Origin of the sequence: Nitrobacter sp. Nb-311A (assembly GCF_000152905.1) — a bacterium.
Lineage (GTDB): Bacteria > Pseudomonadota > Alphaproteobacteria > Rhizobiales > Xanthobacteraceae > Nitrobacter.
On sequence record NZ_AAMY01000008.1, the window covers coordinates 73751 to 91612 of the forward strand.

The window sequence follows — 17862 nt, forward strand, 5'->3', positions numbered from 1 at the left end:
GTCAAGACACAGAGCATTGATTGAACTTTGCTAGAATGATTAAAAACAAAGGGCATCTCAGGTCGCAGGCTGAGATGTCCGGAGATCGGTCTCGACCAGCTTACGCAACTCCTGCGTCACCGCGGGACGCAACTCGAACCACAGTTCGAATCCGCGCACAGCCTGATGCAGCAGCATCCCGAGGCCATCCGCGGTTCTAAGGCCTCGCGCCCTCGCCGCCGCCAGCAATGGCGTTTCCAGAGGAACATAGACGAGATCGGCGACCACCGCCTCCCGCGGCAGCAGCGGCAACTCGATATGAAGTGGCGGCTGCCCGGTCATGCCGAGCGACGTGGTATTCACGAGCAGACCGATGCGCGGCAACACATCGCCAAGCGTGTTCCAAGCCGCCGGGACAACCGTCGTCCCGAATTGATCCGCAAGCAGTTGCGCTCTTTCCATCGTGCGGTTGACAAGATGGATGCGCCTGATGCCCCGCTCGATCAAGCCAAACACCACGGCCCGCGACGATCCCCCGGCGCCAAGCACCAGCGCCTCTTCGATGCGGTCCCAGCCCGGCGCGACGGCATCCAGATTGCCGATGAAACCCTCGACATCGGTATTGGTGGACCGCAGGGTAGTGCCTTCATAATAAAGTGTGTTGGCGGCGCCGACGGCTCTCGCGCGCTCGTCCGGCTCCGTTAATTGCAGCGCACGTTCCTTGTGCGGGATCGTGACATTGGCGCCGACAAAGCCGCGCGCCGAGAGATGCATGACGAATTCGGCGAATCCTTCAGGCGGAATCGCCTCAATACTGTAGCCGCCCTTTATTCGGTGCAAGCGCAGCCAATAGTGATGGATCAGGGGCGAGCGCGAATGCGCCGCGGGCCATCCGATCAGGCAGGCGGCCCGGCCTGTTGTCTCGGCTGTCATCATGGGTTCCATTGTATGATACGCCCGACCATCAGGCGAACCACCGGATGACATCGTGAAAGCTGCGGCGCCTGTCAATGCCGGTCGGCGAAGTCGTCCGTGCGGCAACATAGGCCCCGACATGGAGCACGGCGGCAGGCTGCGCGCTCATCGCGAGACGTCTTGATATCAGCGGCCACCAGGGGTGGCTTCCCCGTGTCGATGGCGGCCGCGACGCCGTGGGTCAGGAACTCCAGCGCACCGCAGGCGACGCGGTCGCGCGGATCACGCCCTCTTAGTCAGATTATCACTGACCGATGACGCGCTGGGAAGGCGGCGCACTCTCGACGCGAGAGCCCCGCTTCTGAATGAAGCAGAAGCAGGGTTCAGGATAGCGCCTTCGGGCTCAACCCGATAATTCTTCTGTCGATAACGGGATGCGCGGGCCATAGGCGGCCGAACAACATCGCTGTTCGAACAGGCTATCCCCCGCGCATATTGCAAAGCACGGACACGGAGCCGCGCAGTCGCGCCTACTCCCGCTGTAGGGTATGCGTGAAGTACCACAGGGTGCCGTTGAGCACCATCGCGCCCAGGATATTGCCGATGGTGACCGGAACCTGATTCCAAATCCACCACTCGTAAATGGTCACGTTGGCGCCGGAGAGAATGGCGGTTGGGAAGAGCCACATATTGACCACGGTGTGCTCGAAGCCCAGCGCAAAGAACATCCCGATCGGGATCCACATCAGCACCACACGGCCCACGGTGCTGCGCGTGGCTTTGGACATGACAGACCCCAGGCTCACCAGCCAGTTACAAAGCACGCCCTTGCCAATCGCGGCGCACCAGCCAATTACGCCGTAATGGACATAGCTCACTTTGGTTTCCGCAACGTGGGCGATGACTTTGAGCATGCTGTCCGGCGGGATGGCGCCGCCCTTCGTTAAGGAGAACCACAACAGCCAGCCGAAGAATATGCCTCCGAGCAGATTGCCGCCGAGGGTCCAGAACCAGTTGCGGACGAGTTGCATTGGCGTGATCGTCCCGGCGTACATGCCGATCGGCATTGTCGCAAAACTGCCGGTCGCCATCTCCAGGCCGAGGAAGCTCAGCGTGACGTAACCCGCCGGGAAGACAAGTCCGGCTACCGCGAGCGGTATGCCTGCTGCAACCATGGCGAAGGTCACGCAGGCTCCATAGGCCAGAAAGGGTGTACACAAGAAACCGCGAATGAGTAGGTGAATAGTACCGAACTTGGCCTTCTTGGCGGCATCCGCCGCCAGCGCCGCACCCATGTCGGACGGCGGCACCGTTTCGATTACAACGCTGGCGTTCGCATAATCGGCCATTGCGTTCCCCCCTGCATTTGATTTTTCCGGTCGCCGCCGAGCAGGCGCCGCCGCTATCGCTCAAATGCATATCAGATATCTGAATATCGCGCAATGTCGAGACGAAGTGTCACAGGCGAATCGAACTTGACGCGGCGCAGAAACTCGTCGGGCGCTCCAAACACCACGCGCGGCCGATCCGCAGCACACGACTGCGGAGCGCGGCGCACTCATCTTCGTTTATCTGCGGGGCGAACCGATTAATCCGTCAATGTCGCAATCTGTTCGGTGAACCAGTCCAGATCTTTTTTCCAACCGGCATTGTCGGGTGCGCGCATGACAACCCGTTCCATGGCAGCTTGTCCCTGCCGCAACGCGGCCAGCGCGTTGTTGTGATCGTTGGACCGGCGATACATCTCCGCCAAGTGCCCCTGGCTTACGGCAACACCCCGCTGCAGATCGACGTTACCGGGATCGGCAAGCGACAGCCGCTCCATAATCGCAAGTCCTTCAAGAAAGGATTTCTCGGCCTCCTCAAGATTGCCCTGCGCTTCCAGCACTTCGCCGATACGATCGTAAGATACCGTCAGATCGCGCTGCCAGCCGATGTTGTCAGGATCGCGCTGCGCCAGCTGTTTCCTGATCTCAAGCCCCGCGCGGAAGGATTTCAGCGCCTCATCCGGTTCGCTCTGTGCTTCCAGCACGTCGCCGATACAATCGTGCGACACCGACAGACTGCGCTGCCAGTTGACGTTATCGGGATCGTTGCGCGCCAGCCGCTCTCTGATCGCGAGGCCCGCGCGATAGGATTTCAGCGCCTCGGGCAGATTACCCTGCGCCATCTGCACGTCGCCGACTTTCTCATAGGAAACGGACAGATCGCGCTGCCAGCCGGCGTTGCCCGGGTCGATCCGCGCCAGTCGCTCGGCAATCGCGAACTGGTCCTGGAAGGATTGCAGCGCATCGCCCATATTGTCCTGAGCCATCAGCACGTCGCCGATGCGATCGTAGGACACCGCCAGACCGCGCTGCCAGTCAACATTGTCGGGGTCGGCATTTGCCAGACGTTGCCTGATCGTCAGACCTTCATGGAAGGATTTCAACGCGTCGGACAGACTGCTCTGCGCCACATGCACGTCGCCGATCTTGGCATGCGACACCGACAGATCACGTTGCCACCCGACATTTTCGGGCTCGGTGCGCACCAGCTGCTGGGCGATCTCAAGCCCTGTGCGGAAAGATTTCAACGCGTCGGCTAGCTTGCCCTGCGCCACCAGCACGTCTCCGATACGATCATGAGAGATTGACAGACTGCGCTGCCAGCTCGTGTTATCGGGATGAGCCTTGGCGACCCGCTCTTTGATCGTGAGCCCGTTGCGGAAGAATTCAAGAGACTCCGGCAGCTTCCCCTGCGCCAACAGCACGTCGCCCACGCGGTCGTAAGCGAGCGTCCGGTCGCGCTGCCATTTATTGTCGTCTGTGTCGGCGCCGCGCGCCAGCCGCTCGGTGATTTCGAGCTGGCTTTGGAACGCTCCCAGGGCCTCCGGGAGATTGCCCTGCGCCATCAGCCCTTCACCGATCTTCTCGTAACACAGCGACAGCTCGCTCTGCAGGTCGGCGTCGCCCGGGGCGCCGTTCGCCAGCCGCTCGACAATGGCAAGCTGCTTGCGGATTGACTCCAGCGCCTCGTCCAGTTTGCCTTGCGCCGCAAGCAGGTCGCCAATCTTCTCGTGCGAGATCGACAAATCGTGCTGCAACCCGGCATTGTCGGGATGCGCGTTCGTCAATTGCTCTCGAATCGCCAATCCATCACGGAAGGGCTTCAGCGCTTCAGGCAGTTTGCCCTGCGCCACCAGCACGTCGCCGACACGATCGTGCGCGACCGACAGATTGCGCTGCCAGCCGGCGTTGTCGGATTCGGCGCGCAGCAGTTGCTGGAACGTTTGTTCGATAGCATTCAAGACAATCAGGCGAACATCGGAAGGAATGTGCCGGCCCGCGACATCGTCAAAATTGACAAGCAACCGCTCGGCCACGCCTGCGCGGACAGAATTATCGGGGTTCTCCAGCAAACGACATATCTCTCGGGCCGCGTTCGCCGGAGTGCCGGTCGCCGGCGAGATGATCGCATCAGCGAGCGCGTGCGTGGCGCCCCGCAGCTCCTTTTCACTAAGCGATGGATCGCCATAGTAGCGAGCCGCGCGGACCTTGTCGTTGCTTGCCAGAAGATGAACCATGGTTTCAGTCGCCCGCAGCGGGTCATCGGGCGCAAGCGTCAGAAGGTGATCTGCGATCAGCAGGTGCAGTTCGGGATTCGAAACGCGCAGCGCGGCAAGGCGCGAGCGCGCGGCGGCCCGCGCCTGGGCGTGGTTGAAATCCAGTTGCGCAAGATCGCCATGCTGCTGGATTTGGCTTCGGAACGAATTGCGCAGCGCAGCGAAACGCTTCTGGTCCCAGGCTTCGCCGCTGACCTGAGGCAACAATTGACGAAAGTCACTCTCGCGCCATCCCGTCCGGCCTGCCGAAAGCAGACCGATAAACGCAGCCGCGGTCGCCGGACCTAGCAGCGCGGCCGCGCTATCGAATGTCGCGCGATAGAGGAGCAGGATGTCCGTAGGCATTGCACCGACGGCGTCCAGCATCGCGTTCTGCAGGCGCTCCTCCGGAGGGCCAGCATATTCGCGCTGCATATCGGCAAAATCACTGGTATCGAGCAGCGCGAGTTCCTCGAGCGCGACCATCAGCCACAACGGATTGGCCCAAGCCGACCCGCCCGCATGCTTCTTCGCGAGCAGCGCGTCAATCACCGGGGAGGCTAGCTTGCGCTGGTTGCGTTTGCACACCGCATCAATGATCGCTTCGGGCGCCTCCAGCGGCGGGAGAGTCAGCGCTTCCACGCCCGAGCGTTCGGTCAGCGCCTTGGAGGCGCCTCCGGCAAGGCCGGTGGCGACCAGGCGCGCATTGATCGGCCAGAGCCGCGGCAGCCAGGTCGTAAACTTCCCCCGCGAGGTCTTCTTGAACTGATCGATCGCGTCGATCAGGATAATGACGCGCCGTTGCGAGGCCATCCGCACGAGCAGCGACGCGAAAGCCCCCTCGACAATCTCGGGGTCGATATTGTCGGCGAGGTCAACATCGCCAGCGCCGAGGGCGCTGCCGAGCTCGACAATCCAGCGGCGCAGCATGGCATCGATCGATGAAGCCCGCGGGGTGGCTTCCACGGCATGAGCGAGAACAAAAGCATCCGTTTCCTTCATGCGGCGGAGAAGCTCGCCGAATAGCGCGCTTTTGCCCGAACCCGGATCGCCAGTGATGCAGATCCCCCATGGCGCGCCTTCTTTCGTGGGGGAAAGCTCTCTGGCGGGGGAAAGACAGAGCTCGGTGACGCGAGCAAGGACCGACTGCCTGCCGACAAAGTCGCGGGCGCGATCATTGGCAAAGCTTTCGAGCGCGTTGCGCTCCGCCTGCATCTCCTCGATCGTGCTGCTAACGGATACCGACATCGTGGAAACCTCACTGAACAACTAGAGCCCTTCCGCTTCCAATGGAATCAGAAGCAGCCCCTATGATTTTGATTTGACGCGTTTTCTTCACGCGAACCGGTATCTCTCCTCGGGTCGAGCCGAGGACATGCTTCGCTCGGAAACGCCATGGTTTATAACATCGTCGTGGAGCTGGACAAATCCGAGGCTCGGTCTGTACGGGCTTGAAACCATGGCGTCAACGTGCCTGGCCAAGCTGGAAATCAGAACAGCGAGGGAAAAGGCGCAGCACCCCCTGGCTCCCGCAAGCGGAGCGAGGCGGCCGGCAAACCGCCGTTGCATCGCACCATTATCGGGACGGCGGCCGAAAACGGCCGCAGATGCGAGCAGCGTTTTCGAGCGGAGCGGACACTGGTCCGCGTAAAGAAAACGCGTCAAATCAGGCTCATGGAGCCCCACTTCTGATTCGATCAAACGGGAAGGCCCTAGAAGTCCCGCCCCCTGGCGATCGCCGCGTCGAGTAGCTTCTCCGCGTTCTCGACGGCCTGCCTGAAGATTTCCGCCTCGTCCTGCAACGACATGCCGGTGATCGTGGAATTCTTGAGATCGCGGAGGCAGTTGTCTCGCAGCGCCATGAGGGACGTATCATCGAGGAGGTGCCCGCTGAGGACATATCGGATCAATTGGGCGGTAAAATTCTCGAACACAAGCGTGATCATGCCCGCCTGGGCCGCACTGCGAGTTGCATTCTGGAGGATCTGCTTATCATCCATCGCGTCGCTTCATCTGTTTTGTGCCAGAGAACTAAGATGTACGCCGGACTGTAAGACTAGCCTTTTCCAGCTCATCCAGCCAGCAGCCTTTCTTCGCCGATCCGTTGCAATCTGGCTTTTGACTTATGCTCCCACCGATGGAAGTCCAGGCTCGCATTGATCGTGAGCGCGCCGTTCGATCGCGTTGCGGCACCAGGCCGTCATGGTCTCGATGTCAGGCCTCAGACGCGTGGCGGAATCTCCGGCAAATGCCAGGAAATCCGCGAGATTCTGCGAGGAAACGCCGATGATAACCGGAATATCGGCGATCAAGGCTTCGGCGATGACCGCGCGCAGTCCCCGGCCCTGGGCTTCTTCCCTGCCGAATTTGTTAATGATCAGCAGATCGACATGTTCGAGCACCGCACGCTCGATCCAGGCGTCGATGCGCGCGAACGCATCCTGGTCGAGCCGGCATCCCCTCGCCTCGTTGCCGCGGTCCTGCGAGATCTTGACTTCATCGCCGCCCAGCAGATCCTTGACATACATATCGCATCGCCGCCGGCCTTCCCGGTGCGGATTTGATTGGACGATGCCTCCGAGCCTGTAGCCTGAGGTGGCCAGGTCGGCCGCGCATTGGGCCATGAGAGCATCTCTGACAAGGCCATCATCATAGGCCACGACCCCGATCGGATTCGTGTCGGGGCCGGACTCGGCGGAAATGTGGGGAGCACGGCGTTGCTCCATCGTTTCCTCTTCTGCATCAGCCATGTCTTGAGTTCTTGTCTCGATTTTGATCGCTGCCGGTTTTCTTGCGGCGCTCATTATCCCGGCCCGCGCCATAAAATCCGGCGCGGAGAAAGCCGCAGGTGCTGTTTCAAAGCGGCGTCACGATCAGCAACATAGGCTGCCTCATTGCGACAGGCAGGCCACGGAATGGTCTATGAAAGCAAATGAAACCGACCTCAAGCGGCCTGTCAAGTGATCCCCCTATGGAGGATCCACCTGCCACCGCGTAGATCCGGCGCGCTGAATGCAGCTTGTCGGATTGACGGCAGAATGGGAGCTTGCCGGGAGCGTCTGCCACCGCCAGCGAATCGGGAGCTTTGCGTGAAAACGGCCATTACGGAACTGTTCGGCATCCAGCATCCGATCATCCAGGGCGGCATGCATTACGTCGGCTTCGCCGAATTGGCGTCGGCGGTCTCGAATGCGGGCGGACTCGGCATTATCACCGGCCTGACCCAGAAGACGCCGGAATTGCTGACAAAGGAGATTGCTCGCTGCCGCGGCATGACAGACAGGCCGTTCGGCGTGAATCTGACGTTCCTCCCCGCGTTCACCGCACCGCCCTACCCTGAATATATCCAGGCGATCGTGGAAGGCGGCGTCAGGATCGTCGAAACGGCGGGCCGCAATCCGGAAGCCCACATGGCCGCGCTCAAGGCCGCCGGCGTCAAGGTGATCCACAAATGCACCTCGGTGCGGCACGCGTTGAAAGCGGAGCAAATCGGTTGCGATGCTGTGAGCGTCGACGGCTTCGAGTGCGGCGGCCACCCGGGCGAGGATGACATCCCCAACATGATCCTGCTGCCGCGCGCCGCCGACGAACTCAAGATTCCGTTCGTGGCTTCGGGCGGCATGGCGGATGCGCGCAGCCTGGTCGCCGCCCTGGCGCTCGGCGCCGACGGCATGAACATGGGCACCCGCTTCATAGCGACGAAGGAGGCGCCGGTGCATGACAACGTGAAGAAGGCGCTGGTCGCGGCCTCCGAACGCGACACCCGGCTGATCATGCGTGCGCTACGAAATACCGAGCGCGTGCTGAACAACCGCAAGGTCGAGAGACTGATGGAGATCGAACGGGAGAAAGGCGAAAGCCTCAAGATCGACGATATCATCGAGCAGGTCGCCGGCATCTATCCCAGGGTCATGATCGAGGGCGACATGGATGCGGGAGCCTGGAGCTGCGGCCTGACAGTCGGCCTGATCCATGATGTGCCAAGCTGCAAGGAGCTGATCGACCGCGTCATGAGCGGCGCGGAGCGCATCATCCGTCAGCGCCTGACATGTCTGCTTGACGGCAGAGCGGCGTAGAGTGGATTTGCGGAGATCACCACGTGGCTGGCCGCTTGTTTTAGAGTATCAGCGGTCGTGGCCGATGTGCTTGTGGCGAATGCGGCGCACGATAGACCAGATCGCCAGCGCTGCTACCGGAATGAAGCCCGCGGTCAGGTAACCCGGCTCGATCGCGACCATCCCGGACTCATGGAGCGCCTTGGCAAGGTAGCCGAACAGGCTGACGACATAATAGGTGATGGCCGCAACCGATAGCCCCTCGACCGTGGTCTGCAGCCGGAGCTGCATCCGGGTGCGGGCGTTCATCGATTTCAGCAGTTCCTGATTTTGCTGTTCGAGTTCGACATCGACCCGCGTGCGCAGCAGGTTTGCCGCTCGCGACAGCTTGAACGACAGGTTTTCCTGACGCGCCTCGGTGGTGACGCAGGTTCGCATCGCCGGCGCCATTCGCCGCGCCAGGAACGACGTCCATGTCGGCAGCCCGGACACCTTGCGCTCGCCGATAGTGGTCAGCCGCTGCTGCACGATCTCGTAATAGGCGCGGCTGGCGCCGAAACGAAACACGCTGGCCGCCGCGCCGGCCTCGACCTCAGCAGCCAGCGCCGTCAGTTCGTCGAGCAGGTGGCGGTTGTCCGCGAGATTGCCGTTATTACGCATCTTGTCGGTCACTTCCGCGAGGCGCTGCTCGACCGCGCTGATGGAAGGCGCGAGCCGCTGCGCCTCGGGCAAGCCGAGCAAAGCGAGCGTGCGATAGGTCTCGATTTCGATCACGCGTTGCGCCAGTGCGCCGGCGCGGTCGGGATTGAGCTTGCGGTCGACTATCAGAATCCGCACGAAGCCGGAGGGATCGGGCTGGAAGTCCGTGGCGTAGATCGCCGCACCGTCGCTGTTTTCGGCAAGCGCCAGGCTGGTCCGCTCGAACAGCCGCTCCGGGGGCTGGGTGGCGGGGCCGTCGGCGAGCACATGCATGTCGATCGCAACAAGCAACGGTCCGGGTTGCGGCACAAGTTGCATCGGGGCAGCCAGCGCGGCGGCGGGCGGGTGAAACGGAATGCCATCGGCGGGAGAGTGCAATTCCCAGGTGTAGGTCGTGAATTCGGAATGCTGCTCCCACCGCAGCGCCGTGGTGCCGAAGGCCACGCGGTAGTGCCTTTCAGAGAAGGTCGGGACGGGCAGCCCGCGCGCCGAGCAGAATTTCGCCAGGTTGACACGATCCGCTTGCGCTCGCTCGCCGGCCGTGTCGAACGCGAAATGCAGGATGCGGGCGGGGACAGTCAGCGGCGTGAAGGGCCGCGCATGGAGCTCGCCAAGAATCGCGGTTCGGAGCGGGTGCGGCGTAAGCCGGGCGGCCTCTGCGTCCCCAATCGAGACTTCCGCGCTCATGCGATCCTTTCCGGCGTTCGCGCTTGTCCTAGAGCCCGTTTCAACCGCGTTGAATCAGACTCATCGCTGATCTTTTTGTTTGAGCATGATCTTTTCCGAAACCGGTTTCCACTTTTCGGGATCATGCTCTAGTGAACGGTGCGTGAGCAACGACCGCGGCAGGGACGCGCGGTGTCGCGCTTCCTGATAAGCCCAGAGCGGCTGCCGATCAACGGCGATGCGGAGAAAACGGGTTACGCCCATCTCAATAATGCGGCGGCGGCTCGCTGGCCGACACTGGCCGCCCGGCTTCCGCCTCCCGCAAGCGCTCGCCGAATTCGGCGATCTGTCGCATCAGCGCGTCGATCTGCTTCCACTGCGCGGTGACGACCTGATTCAGGGCCTCGATGGTGTCCTCCTGATACGTTGCGCGCATCTCCAGCGCGGCGATGCGATCGGCGAAAGTCTCGTCACTCATCGCGGGGCGCTCCGTCCATCAGCCGGACCGCGTGTTGGGATTCCTTCAGCCCGTGGCCGAGGGCGATTCGGTCATCGAACACGAAACACTCGCCGCGCCAGCGGCTCTCGCTTTCAGGAATCTCCTCGAGATATTTCAGGATGCCGCCCTTGAGATGATAGATTTCCCCGAATCCGCGCGACAGCAGATACGAGCTTGCCTTCTCGCAACGAATCCCGCCCGTGCAAAACATCGCGATCCTGCGATGCTGGCGAGGATCGAGTTTTTGCGCGGCGAAATCCTTGAATTTTCCGAAACGGTCAAGTTGCGGATCGACCGCACCTTCGAAGCTGCCCATCGCCACCTCGAAGGCGTTGCGAACATCGATCAGAAATGTGTCGGGCGCGGCGATCAGTTCATTCCAGTCCCTGGGGTCCACGTAGACGCCGACCGCACGGGTCGGATCGGTCGCAGGGTCGCCCAGCGTCACGATTTCTTTTTTGAGCCGGACCTTCATCCGTGCGAACGGCATCGTCGAGGCGCGCGAGAATCTCAGCTCCAGATTATTCAGCCGACCAGAGAACAACGAGCCGGTGTGTAGTTCCGACACCAGCCCATCGATTGCGTCGGGCATTCCGGCGACGGTGCCGTTGACGCCCTCGGCAGCGAGCAGGATCGAACCCTTGATGGACCACCGGCCGCACAGCGCGCGCAACGGTTCGCACAACTCGCGAAAATCCGGCAGCGGCGTGAATTGATACAAAGCGACGACCTTGAGCATGAGACGGGTTTAGCAGCCCGCATCGCGTCGCGAAACCCGCGCGTGAACCGAAATAGAGAGATAGATCGCGGATGCAAAGTCCTTTTAGCTCCTTCGACATGCGGACCAATCTCCCCGTTGCACAGGAAGCTCGGCGCGCCGCTGCTCGACGGTCAGGGATTAACTCGCCGCATTGAAAAACCGGCCCACCAAGGGCCGGTACACTCACGTCAAAACGCGACGTATTATTATATCAGAGTTTCTTGTTGATCGCGGCGGCTGCTTTGTCAGCGGCGTCCTTGGTCGCTTCCTTGGCATCGCCAAGCGCGTTCTGGCCCTTGCCCTTTAATTCCTGAATCGCGCCTTCACCCTGAAGTTTCTCCGAACCGATTGCTTCGCCGATACCCTGCTTGGCCTTGCCGATTGCTTCGTTGGCGGTACCCTTGATCTTGTCGGTGGTGGAACCCATAAGTCTTTCTCCTTCACGTCAGACTGCATCATAACGTGCAATGCGCTGAAGGGTTCCTGCGACGGAAAGGCATGTACCGTTCCGCCTTCAGTCAGATTCAGATAAAGAGTCCCAGAAGAAAAGTTCATGAGCGGGTCGAGGAGACGATCCGCTCATGATTCACGCTCCAGCCCGGAGGCGGCTATCGATCGAGAAGACCGAATGCCACTAGGCGGCTCTGACCGTTGCAAGAAATTTTTCGACCTCCTGCTTGAGACGGCCGGTATCCCCGGACAGCGACTTCGCCGCCGCGAGGGCCTGCGTAGAGGCGCTACCTGTCACGGAAGCTCCGTTGCTGACCTCGATAATATTGGAGGACACTTCTGAGGTTCCAGCCGCAGCCTGCTGGACGTTGCGCGATATCTCCTGAGTTGCGGACGCTTGCTCCTCCACTGCCGAAGCGATCGTGGCGGAGATCTCCGCGATCTTGCCGATGACGAGACCGATTTCCTTCACGTTATCGACAGAGTCGTCAGTCGCCGACTGGATGCTTGTAATCTGCTGACCGATTTCGGCGGTGGCCTTCGCGGTCTGCTCGGCCAACGCCTTAACCTCGGACGCTACGACGGCAAACCCCCGGCCGGCTTCACCTGCGCGAGCGGCTTCGATCGTCGCATTGAGTGCCAGGAGATTGGTCTGGCTGGCAATCGTATTGATAAGCTCAACCACGTCTCCGATCTTCGCGGATGCCTGCGACAGCGAATTGATTCGCTTGTCGGCGCTGTCAGCCTTCTGCGCCGCATCGTTCGCGATCTTCGAGGCTTCCTGCACTTGCCGGCTAATTTCGTTCACCGAGGCCGCCATCTCTTCGCTTGCGGAGGCCACAGACTGAACGTTGACCGTCGCCTCCTCGGAGGCCGCCGCCACAGCCGATGACAACTGATGGGTCTGCTCGGCCGTCTGGGTCAAAGCGGTCGCCGAATCCTCGAGCTGGGTCGCCGCCGAGGATACGGTCTGGATCACCGCGCCGACCGCCGCTTCGAAACTGTCGGCAAGCCGGTGCATTTCCGCTTTGCGCTCCTGCGCCGCAAGCTGATCCTGCTGCATCTTCGCTTCCGCTTCATCGCGCGCCTTCTGCTCGGCCTTGACCTTGAAGGTTTCGACCGCCCGCGCCATGTCGCCCATTTCGTCCTTGCGCTCGAGCCCGGGCAGAACGACGGCGAAATTGCCTTTTGCAAGTTCGCCCATCGCCGTCGTCAGCGCCGCCAACGGCCGCAGGATCCGCGAAAACGCTATCCAGAAGCTGATAAAAGCGAGAGCAATACAGCCCAGCAATATCAGTCCGGCGACGAGCAGTTTAGATGTGCTGTTGGCTGCCTCCCTGGCCGCCTCCTGATCGGCTGCCTCGCCGACCGCATTGGCCAGCCGAAGTATCGAATTGATCGCGGTCGTCGCCTGCGCGACATAATCATTGCCGGTGATCTTGTATTCACCTGTCTCGGCCGCCGCGAGCACGGCGTCGCGGGTCTGGCCGTAGAGTTGGAAATAATCCTTCTCGACAGCCGAGATCGCGTCTGCAACTTTTCTTGGCAAGTCGGCGCGCATCCGGGCCGGTGAGATGGTTTCCCATGCCAATTCAACATTTCCGCGGAAACGAGCGATGGTCCGCAAGCCACTCGTGGAAATCTTGGCGCGGGAGCTGACAATCCCGCCGAAGAGCGCGCGCTCCCTTCCGGCGTTCTCCGCCATCTGCGCCGTCAGATGACGCAAGCTGACCAGTTGCGTCAGAGCCGCTGTCGGCGGACGGGTCAGCGTTTCCAATGTGAGCCGTAGCCTGTTGCCCGAGACATCGATCAGCTTGGTGATGGTCGGCGCGAAGCTCTCCACAATCTCCGGGTTCCGATCCGCTCCCCGCTTGGGAAGATTCTCGTCGAGACGCGTGCGAAAGCCGACGAACGCCTGAAGAGCATTCTCGGCCTCCGAGACCTGCGATTGCGCAGATTTCATCGCCGGATTTTCGTGAAGCAGTTGAGCGGCCTCCGAAAATGCGCGATCGGCTGCTTGCCGTGTTTCAACGATCCGAGGGCGGCGCTCCGCCGGCAGGGCGTCGGGCGACTTCAGCGGCGCGTTCGTCAATCCGCGCTCCACCGCCCATTGTCCCGCGCTTCGCAACAGCAATTGCGAGATGTGGTTCACTTCCAGGAAGGCTTCAGATTGCTGTCGCTGTTCATACGCTTGATAGGCTGCGATACCCGCGGAAAGCGCGCCTATCATGACGAGCGCGGAGACGATCGCAGGCAGTATAACGCTTATCTTCGCCTTCATTTTCGGATCCTTCCGATGCAGGTGAAACTCTTCGCCGATCAACCGTTCTCGATCGAGGCTGGTCTTGGTCTTCTGTAGTAGAGGTCAGGACGTTGTGCTTTGATGCGCAGCGGAGTGGCGGGAAAGCCCCGCGGTACACATGAACCGTTCCAATCTGCGGTATCTTCGAACGGCTGGATTAAAATTTTACCAATAAACGCGAGTAAATGATGTCTCGCAACCAAACCTTGCGTTCGCCCTCGGGTTCCGGCCGCGCTTTTTCGTTTAATTTTCAACGATGAAACATGAAATGAGCTGGCCTTTCCCTATTCTAAAGATATTCCCCTTATAGGTGTAGGATCATTGCCTGTAGCAATCCCGAACCGGATCGACGGCGTCGATTACCCGAACAAGAGGACATTGCGATGAGTTTTCGCCGTGACGTGATCTCCAAGCTGATCTTCTCCTGGGCGCGCCGTGTGTTGCCCTCGATGTCCGATACCGAGCGCGAGGCGCTGGAAGCCGGAGACGTTTGGTGGGATGCCGACCTGTTCACCGGCGATCCGGAGTGGGCGAAGCTCCTGGACACTCCGCCGGCGACTTTGACAGCAGACGAGCAGGCATTCCTCGACGGGCCCGTAGACGAACTGTGCGCCATGCTCGACGATTGGAAAATCAACTGGGAATGGCGCGATCTACCGCCGGAGGTCTGGGATTTCATCAAGCAGAAAAAATTCTTCGGCATGATCATTCCGACCGAGCATGGCGGATTGGGCTTCTCGCCTTATGCGCATTCGGAAGTGGTGCGGAAGATTTCATCGCGCTCGCTGGTCGCTGCGGTCACGGTGATGGTGCCGAATTCGCTCGGCCCCGGCGAATTGCTGATGCGCTTCGGCACCAGGGATCAACAGGCCAAATGGCTGCCGCATCTGGCGGACGGCCGCGACGTTCCGTGCTTCGGCCTCACCAGCCCGGAAGCCGGCTCCGACGCGGCGGCGATGACCGACAGCGGCATCATCTGCAAAGGCATGTTCGAGGGTCGCGAAGTCATTGGGATCAGGCTGAACTGGCACAAGCGGTACATCACGCTTGGCCCGGTCGCCACACTGCTCGGCCTCGCCTTCAAAGCCCTTGATCCGGATCATCTGGTCGGCTCGCAGGAGGACCTCGGCATCACCGTGGCGCTGGTCCCGACCGACCTGCCTGGAGTCTCGATCGGCCGTCGCCATCTTCCCGCGATGCAGGTGTTTCAGAACGGCCCGACATGGGGCAAGGATGTCTTCGTTCCGCTCGACTACGTCATCGGCGGCAAGGAGCGTCTGGGTCAGGGCTGGAAGATGCTCATGACGGCGCTGGCCGCCGGGCGCGGCATCTCGCTGCCCTCGTTGTCGGCCGCAGGCGCGGCGTTTGCCGCGCGGACGACCGGCGCTTACGCATGCATCCGCGAACAATTCGGCATTCCGATCGGCAAGTTCGAGGGCATCCAGGAGCCGCTGGCGCGGATCGCCGCCACGGCCTATCTGATCGACGCGGCGCGGCGGCTGACTTGCGCCGCGCTCAACGAGGGTCATCATCCCGCAGTCATCTCCGGCATCATGAAACTGCATGCCACCGAGCGGCTGCGTACCGTGATCGATGACGCGATGGACATTCACGGCGGCAAGGCGGTGATCGACGGACCTCAAAATTACCTTGGTAATCTTTATCGGGGGGTACCGGTCGCGATCACGGTGGAGGGCGCCAACATCCTGACGCGCAATCTCATCATCTTCGGACAGGGCGCGGTCCGGGCGCATCCCTATCTGCTGCAGGAAATGAATGCGCTCGGCGACACCGACAAGGCCCGAGGCCTGGATGCCTTTGACAAGACGTTCTGGGATCACATCGTCCACAGCTTCAAGACTTTGTTCCGCGCCTGGGGCCGCAATTGGAGCGGCGGGGTGTTCGCGCCGGCGCCGGAGGATGCCGGCGCGGTAACCGGCTTCTACCGCCAACTCTCGCGCTATTCGGCGGCGTTCGCGTTATGCGCCGACATGGCGCTCCTGACGCTCGGCGGCAAGTTGAAGCGCAAGGAGATGCTGTCCGCGCGGTTCGGCGACATTCTTTCCGAAATGTATCTCTTGTCAGCCGTACTCAAACGTTGGCAGGAAGAGGGCCGTCAGGAGGCCGACCTGCCCCTCGTCGAATGGTGCATGGCGAGCGGTTTCCGCACCATCGAGCAGCGGTTTGCGGATATCCTGGCCAACCTTCCGAACCGCGTTGTCGCGATCATGCTCAAATTCATGATCCAGCCGCTCGGCGCGCAGGCGCGCGGACCGAGCGACAGGGTCGTCCACGCCTGCGCGCAACTGGTGCTGGAGCCTTCCGTGGCGCGAGATCGTCTGACGCAGGGGCTGTCGCATGTCGATGATGACGGCGGGCCGGCCCGGCTGGAAAAGGCGTTCCTGCTGGTGACCGCCGCCGCGGACGTGTTCAAGCGGATGCGCGCGGCGCGCCTGCGCGATGCGGATGCGGCCGTCAAGCAGCGCGTCATCAACCCGGCCGAAGCCGAGCAGTACAAGGCGGCGCAAGAGGCAGCGGCCAGGATCGTCGAGGTTGACGATTTCGCGGCGGAAGCGCTGTCGCCTCGGAAGAAGCCCGTCGGCGTGCAGGTCGCGCAGGAGCGGACCGACGTGCAGGAGCCGGCCGAGACGGGGGCGGCAGGCTGATGGCGCGCCCGGTCTATATCATCGACGGCAGCCGCACGCCGTTCCTGAAAGCGCGCGGCGGTCCGGGACCGTTCACGCCGGTCGATCTGGCGGTGCAATGCGGCCGGCCGTTGCTGGCGCGGCAGCCGTTCGCGCCCGACGCGTTCGATCAGGTTATCCTCGGCTGCGTCAACGTCATCGCCGACGAGATGAACCCGGCTCGCGTCGCCGCATTGCGGCTCGGCATGGGCGAGGCGATGGTGGCGTTCACGGTGCAGATCAACTGCGGCTCCGGCATGCAGTCGATGGACACCGGCTTCCGCTACATCCGCGATGGCGACGCCAACCTGATTCTGACCGGCGGCGCGGAGGCGCTGAGCCATGCGCCGCTGGTGTGGCCGCAGCAGGGCGTGCGCTGGTTCGCAGGCGTCGCCGGCGCCAAGGGCATTGTCGAGAAGATCAAGGCGATCGCCAAAGCGCGCCCACCCTACTTCAAGCCGGTCATCGGGCTTGAGCGCGGGCTGACCGATCCGATCACCGAACTCAACATGGGCCAGACCGCCGAAGTGGTCGGCCATCTTTTCGGGATCACGCGCGAGCAGTCCGACGCCTACGCCGTCGAGAGCCACAAGCGTCTTGCGAAGGCGCAAACCGAAGGCTGGCTGAAGGGCGAATTGGAGACCGCTTTCGCGCGCGACGGCAAATTCTACGATCACGACGACGGCGTGCGTCCCGACTCATCGATGGAGTCGCTGGCCAAGCTGAAGCCGGTGTTCGAGCGGCCGTGGGGCCAGGTTACTGCGGGCAACTCCTCGCAGATCACCGACGGCGCCTGCTGGACCATTCTCGCATCAGAGGATGCCGTCATCAAACACGGCCTGAAGCCGAAGGCGATGATCATCGACAGCCAGTGGTCGGCGCTTGATCCCTCTGTCATGGGACTGGGGCCGGTGCTGTCGGCGACCGAACTATTGAAGCGCAACAAGCTGTCGCTGCACGACATCGAGACCTGGGAGCTTAACGAAGCGTTCGCGACGCAGGTGCTCGGCTGCCTCGCCGCATGGGAAGACGAGAAGTTTTGCCGCGAAGTGCTCGGGCTCGAGGACGCCGCCGGCAGGATCGACCGAACCAGACTCAATGTCGACGGCGGTGCGATCAGCCTCGGTCATCCCGTCGGCACCTCGGGCAACCGCATCATGTTGCACCTTGTCAATGCCATGAAGCGGCTCGGTACGAGGCGCGGGATTGCCACCGAATGCATCGGCGGTGGGTTAGGCGGCGCCATGCTGGTCGAGATGGTGTGAGGGCG

13 protein-coding genes are annotated in these 17862 nt (G+C 61.8%); 3 read left to right on the forward strand and 10 right to left on the reverse strand.

The annotated features are described in order from the left end of the window. Positions 1-57: 57 nt before the first annotated feature. From NB311A_RS04570 to NB311A_RS04590, 5 genes are all read right to left on the reverse strand, one after another. Positions 58-915: a shikimate dehydrogenase gene (locus NB311A_RS04570; RefSeq protein WP_040673971.1), complete on the reverse strand. Its 858-nt coding sequence runs from the start codon at positions 913-915 to the stop codon at positions 58-60. A 509-nt stretch (positions 916-1424) separates the two neighbouring features. Then, positions 1425-2243 (reverse strand): formate/nitrite transporter family protein, encoded by an 819-nt coding sequence (locus NB311A_RS04575; protein WP_009797290.1) that lies wholly within the window; start codon positions 2241-2243, stop codon positions 1425-1427. 239 nt (positions 2244-2482) lie between these two features. After that, positions 2483-5725: an ATP-binding protein gene (locus NB311A_RS04580; protein WP_009797292.1), complete on the reverse strand. Its 3243-nt coding sequence runs from the start codon at positions 5723-5725 to the stop codon at positions 2483-2485. Positions 5726-6189: 464 nt separating this feature from the next. Then, complete coding sequence (locus NB311A_RS04585) at positions 6190-6477, reverse strand: hypothetical protein (RefSeq protein ID WP_009797293.1); 288 nt, start codon at positions 6475-6477, stop codon at positions 6190-6192. A 123-nt stretch (positions 6478-6600) separates the two neighbouring features. Then, positions 6601-7227, reverse strand: coding sequence for a DUF2478 domain-containing protein (locus tag NB311A_RS04590; RefSeq protein ID WP_245256925.1), 627 nt, complete (start codon positions 7225-7227; stop codon positions 6601-6603). A 339-nt stretch (positions 7228-7566) separates the two neighbouring features. On the opposite strand from NB311A_RS04590, the gene NB311A_RS04595 reads away from it, so the two are divergent. Continuing rightward, entirely contained in the window at positions 7567-8553 is a 987-nt protein-coding gene (locus NB311A_RS04595; protein ID WP_009797295.1) for a nitronate monooxygenase family protein, read from the forward strand. Between the two features lie 48 nt (positions 8554-8601). Here NB311A_RS04595 and NB311A_RS04600 read toward each other — a convergent pair whose 3' ends face one another. From NB311A_RS04600 to NB311A_RS04625, 5 genes are all read right to left on the reverse strand, one after another. Continuing rightward, positions 8602-9918 (reverse strand): DUF3422 family protein, encoded by a 1317-nt coding sequence (locus NB311A_RS04600; RefSeq protein WP_009797296.1) that lies wholly within the window; start codon positions 9916-9918, stop codon positions 8602-8604. A gap of 244 nt (positions 9919-10162) precedes the next feature. Next, positions 10163-10375 carry a SlyX family protein gene (locus NB311A_RS04610; RefSeq protein WP_009797298.1) on the reverse strand — a complete coding sequence of 71 codons (213 nt, stop codon included), beginning with the start codon at positions 10373-10375 and terminating at the stop codon, positions 10163-10165. Then, positions 10368-11135 carry a rhodanese-related sulfurtransferase gene (locus NB311A_RS04615; protein ID WP_009797299.1) on the reverse strand — a complete coding sequence of 256 codons (768 nt, stop codon included), beginning with the start codon at positions 11133-11135 and terminating at the stop codon, positions 10368-10370. Before NB311A_RS04615 ends, NB311A_RS04610 begins: the two co-directional genes overlap by 8 nt. A gap of 232 nt (positions 11136-11367) precedes the next feature. Further along, a complete protein-coding gene (locus NB311A_RS04620) occupies positions 11368-11583 on the reverse strand; it encodes a CsbD family protein (protein WP_009797300.1) in 216 nt (71 codons plus the stop codon). A gap of 207 nt (positions 11584-11790) precedes the next feature. After that, entirely contained in the window at positions 11791-13887 is a 2097-nt protein-coding gene (locus NB311A_RS04625) for a methyl-accepting chemotaxis protein (protein WP_040673974.1), read from the reverse strand. 404 nt (positions 13888-14291) lie between these two features. Here NB311A_RS04625 and NB311A_RS04630 point away from each other — a divergent pair, with 404 nt between their 5' ends. Together NB311A_RS04630 and NB311A_RS04635 are read left to right on the forward strand one after the other, a co-directional pair. Continuing rightward, positions 14292-16574, forward strand: coding sequence for an acyl-CoA dehydrogenase (locus tag NB311A_RS04630; RefSeq protein WP_009797302.1), 2283 nt, complete (start codon positions 14292-14294; stop codon positions 16572-16574). Beyond that, on the forward strand, positions 16574-17857 hold the full coding sequence (locus tag NB311A_RS04635) for an acetyl-CoA C-acetyltransferase (RefSeq protein ID WP_009797303.1): 1284 nt from the start codon (positions 16574-16576) through the stop codon (positions 17855-17857). The genes NB311A_RS04630 and NB311A_RS04635 overlap by 1 nt, the downstream gene beginning before the upstream one ends. The last annotated feature ends 5 nt before the right edge of the window (positions 17858-17862 follow it).

Bases quoted from the DNA above. Each gene is read 5' to 3' on its own strand.
- NB311A_RS04570 (WP_040673971.1), bottom strand. From the start codon at position 915: ATGATGACAGCCGAGACAACAGGCCGGGCCGCCTGCCTGATCGGATGG.
- NB311A_RS04575 (WP_009797290.1), bottom strand. From the start codon at position 2,243: ATGGCCGATTATGCGAACGCCAGCGTTGTAATCGAAACGGTGCCGCCG.
- NB311A_RS04580 (WP_009797292.1), bottom strand. From the start codon at position 5,725: ATGTCGGTATCCGTTAGCAGCACGATCGAGGAGATGCAGGCGGAGCGC.
- NB311A_RS04585 (WP_009797293.1), bottom strand. From the start codon at position 6,477: ATGGATGATAAGCAGATCCTCCAGAATGCAACTCGCAGTGCGGCCCAG.
- NB311A_RS04590 (WP_245256925.1), bottom strand. From the start codon at position 7,227: ATGGCTGATGCAGAAGAGGAAACGATGGAGCAACGCCGTGCTCCCCAC.
- NB311A_RS04600 (WP_009797296.1), bottom strand. From the start codon at position 9,918: ATGAGCGCGGAAGTCTCGATTGGGGACGCAGAGGCCGCCCGGCTTACG.
- NB311A_RS04610 (WP_009797298.1), bottom strand. From the start codon at position 10,375: ATGAGTGACGAGACTTTCGCCGATCGCATCGCCGCGCTGGAGATGCGC.
- NB311A_RS04615 (WP_009797299.1), bottom strand. From the start codon at position 11,135: ATGCTCAAGGTCGTCGCTTTGTATCAATTCACGCCGCTGCCGGATTTT.
- NB311A_RS04620 (WP_009797300.1), bottom strand. From the start codon at position 11,583: ATGGGTTCCACCACCGACAAGATCAAGGGTACCGCCAACGAAGCAATC.
- NB311A_RS04625 (WP_040673974.1), bottom strand. From the start codon at position 13,887: ATGAAGGCGAAGATAAGCGTTATACTGCCTGCGATCGTCTCCGCGCTC.
- NB311A_RS04630 (WP_009797302.1), top strand. From the start codon at position 14,292: ATGAGTTTTCGCCGTGACGTGATCTCCAAGCTGATCTTCTCCTGGGCG.
- NB311A_RS04635 (WP_009797303.1), top strand. From the start codon at position 16,574: ATGGCGCGCCCGGTCTATATCATCGACGGCAGCCGCACGCCGTTCCTG.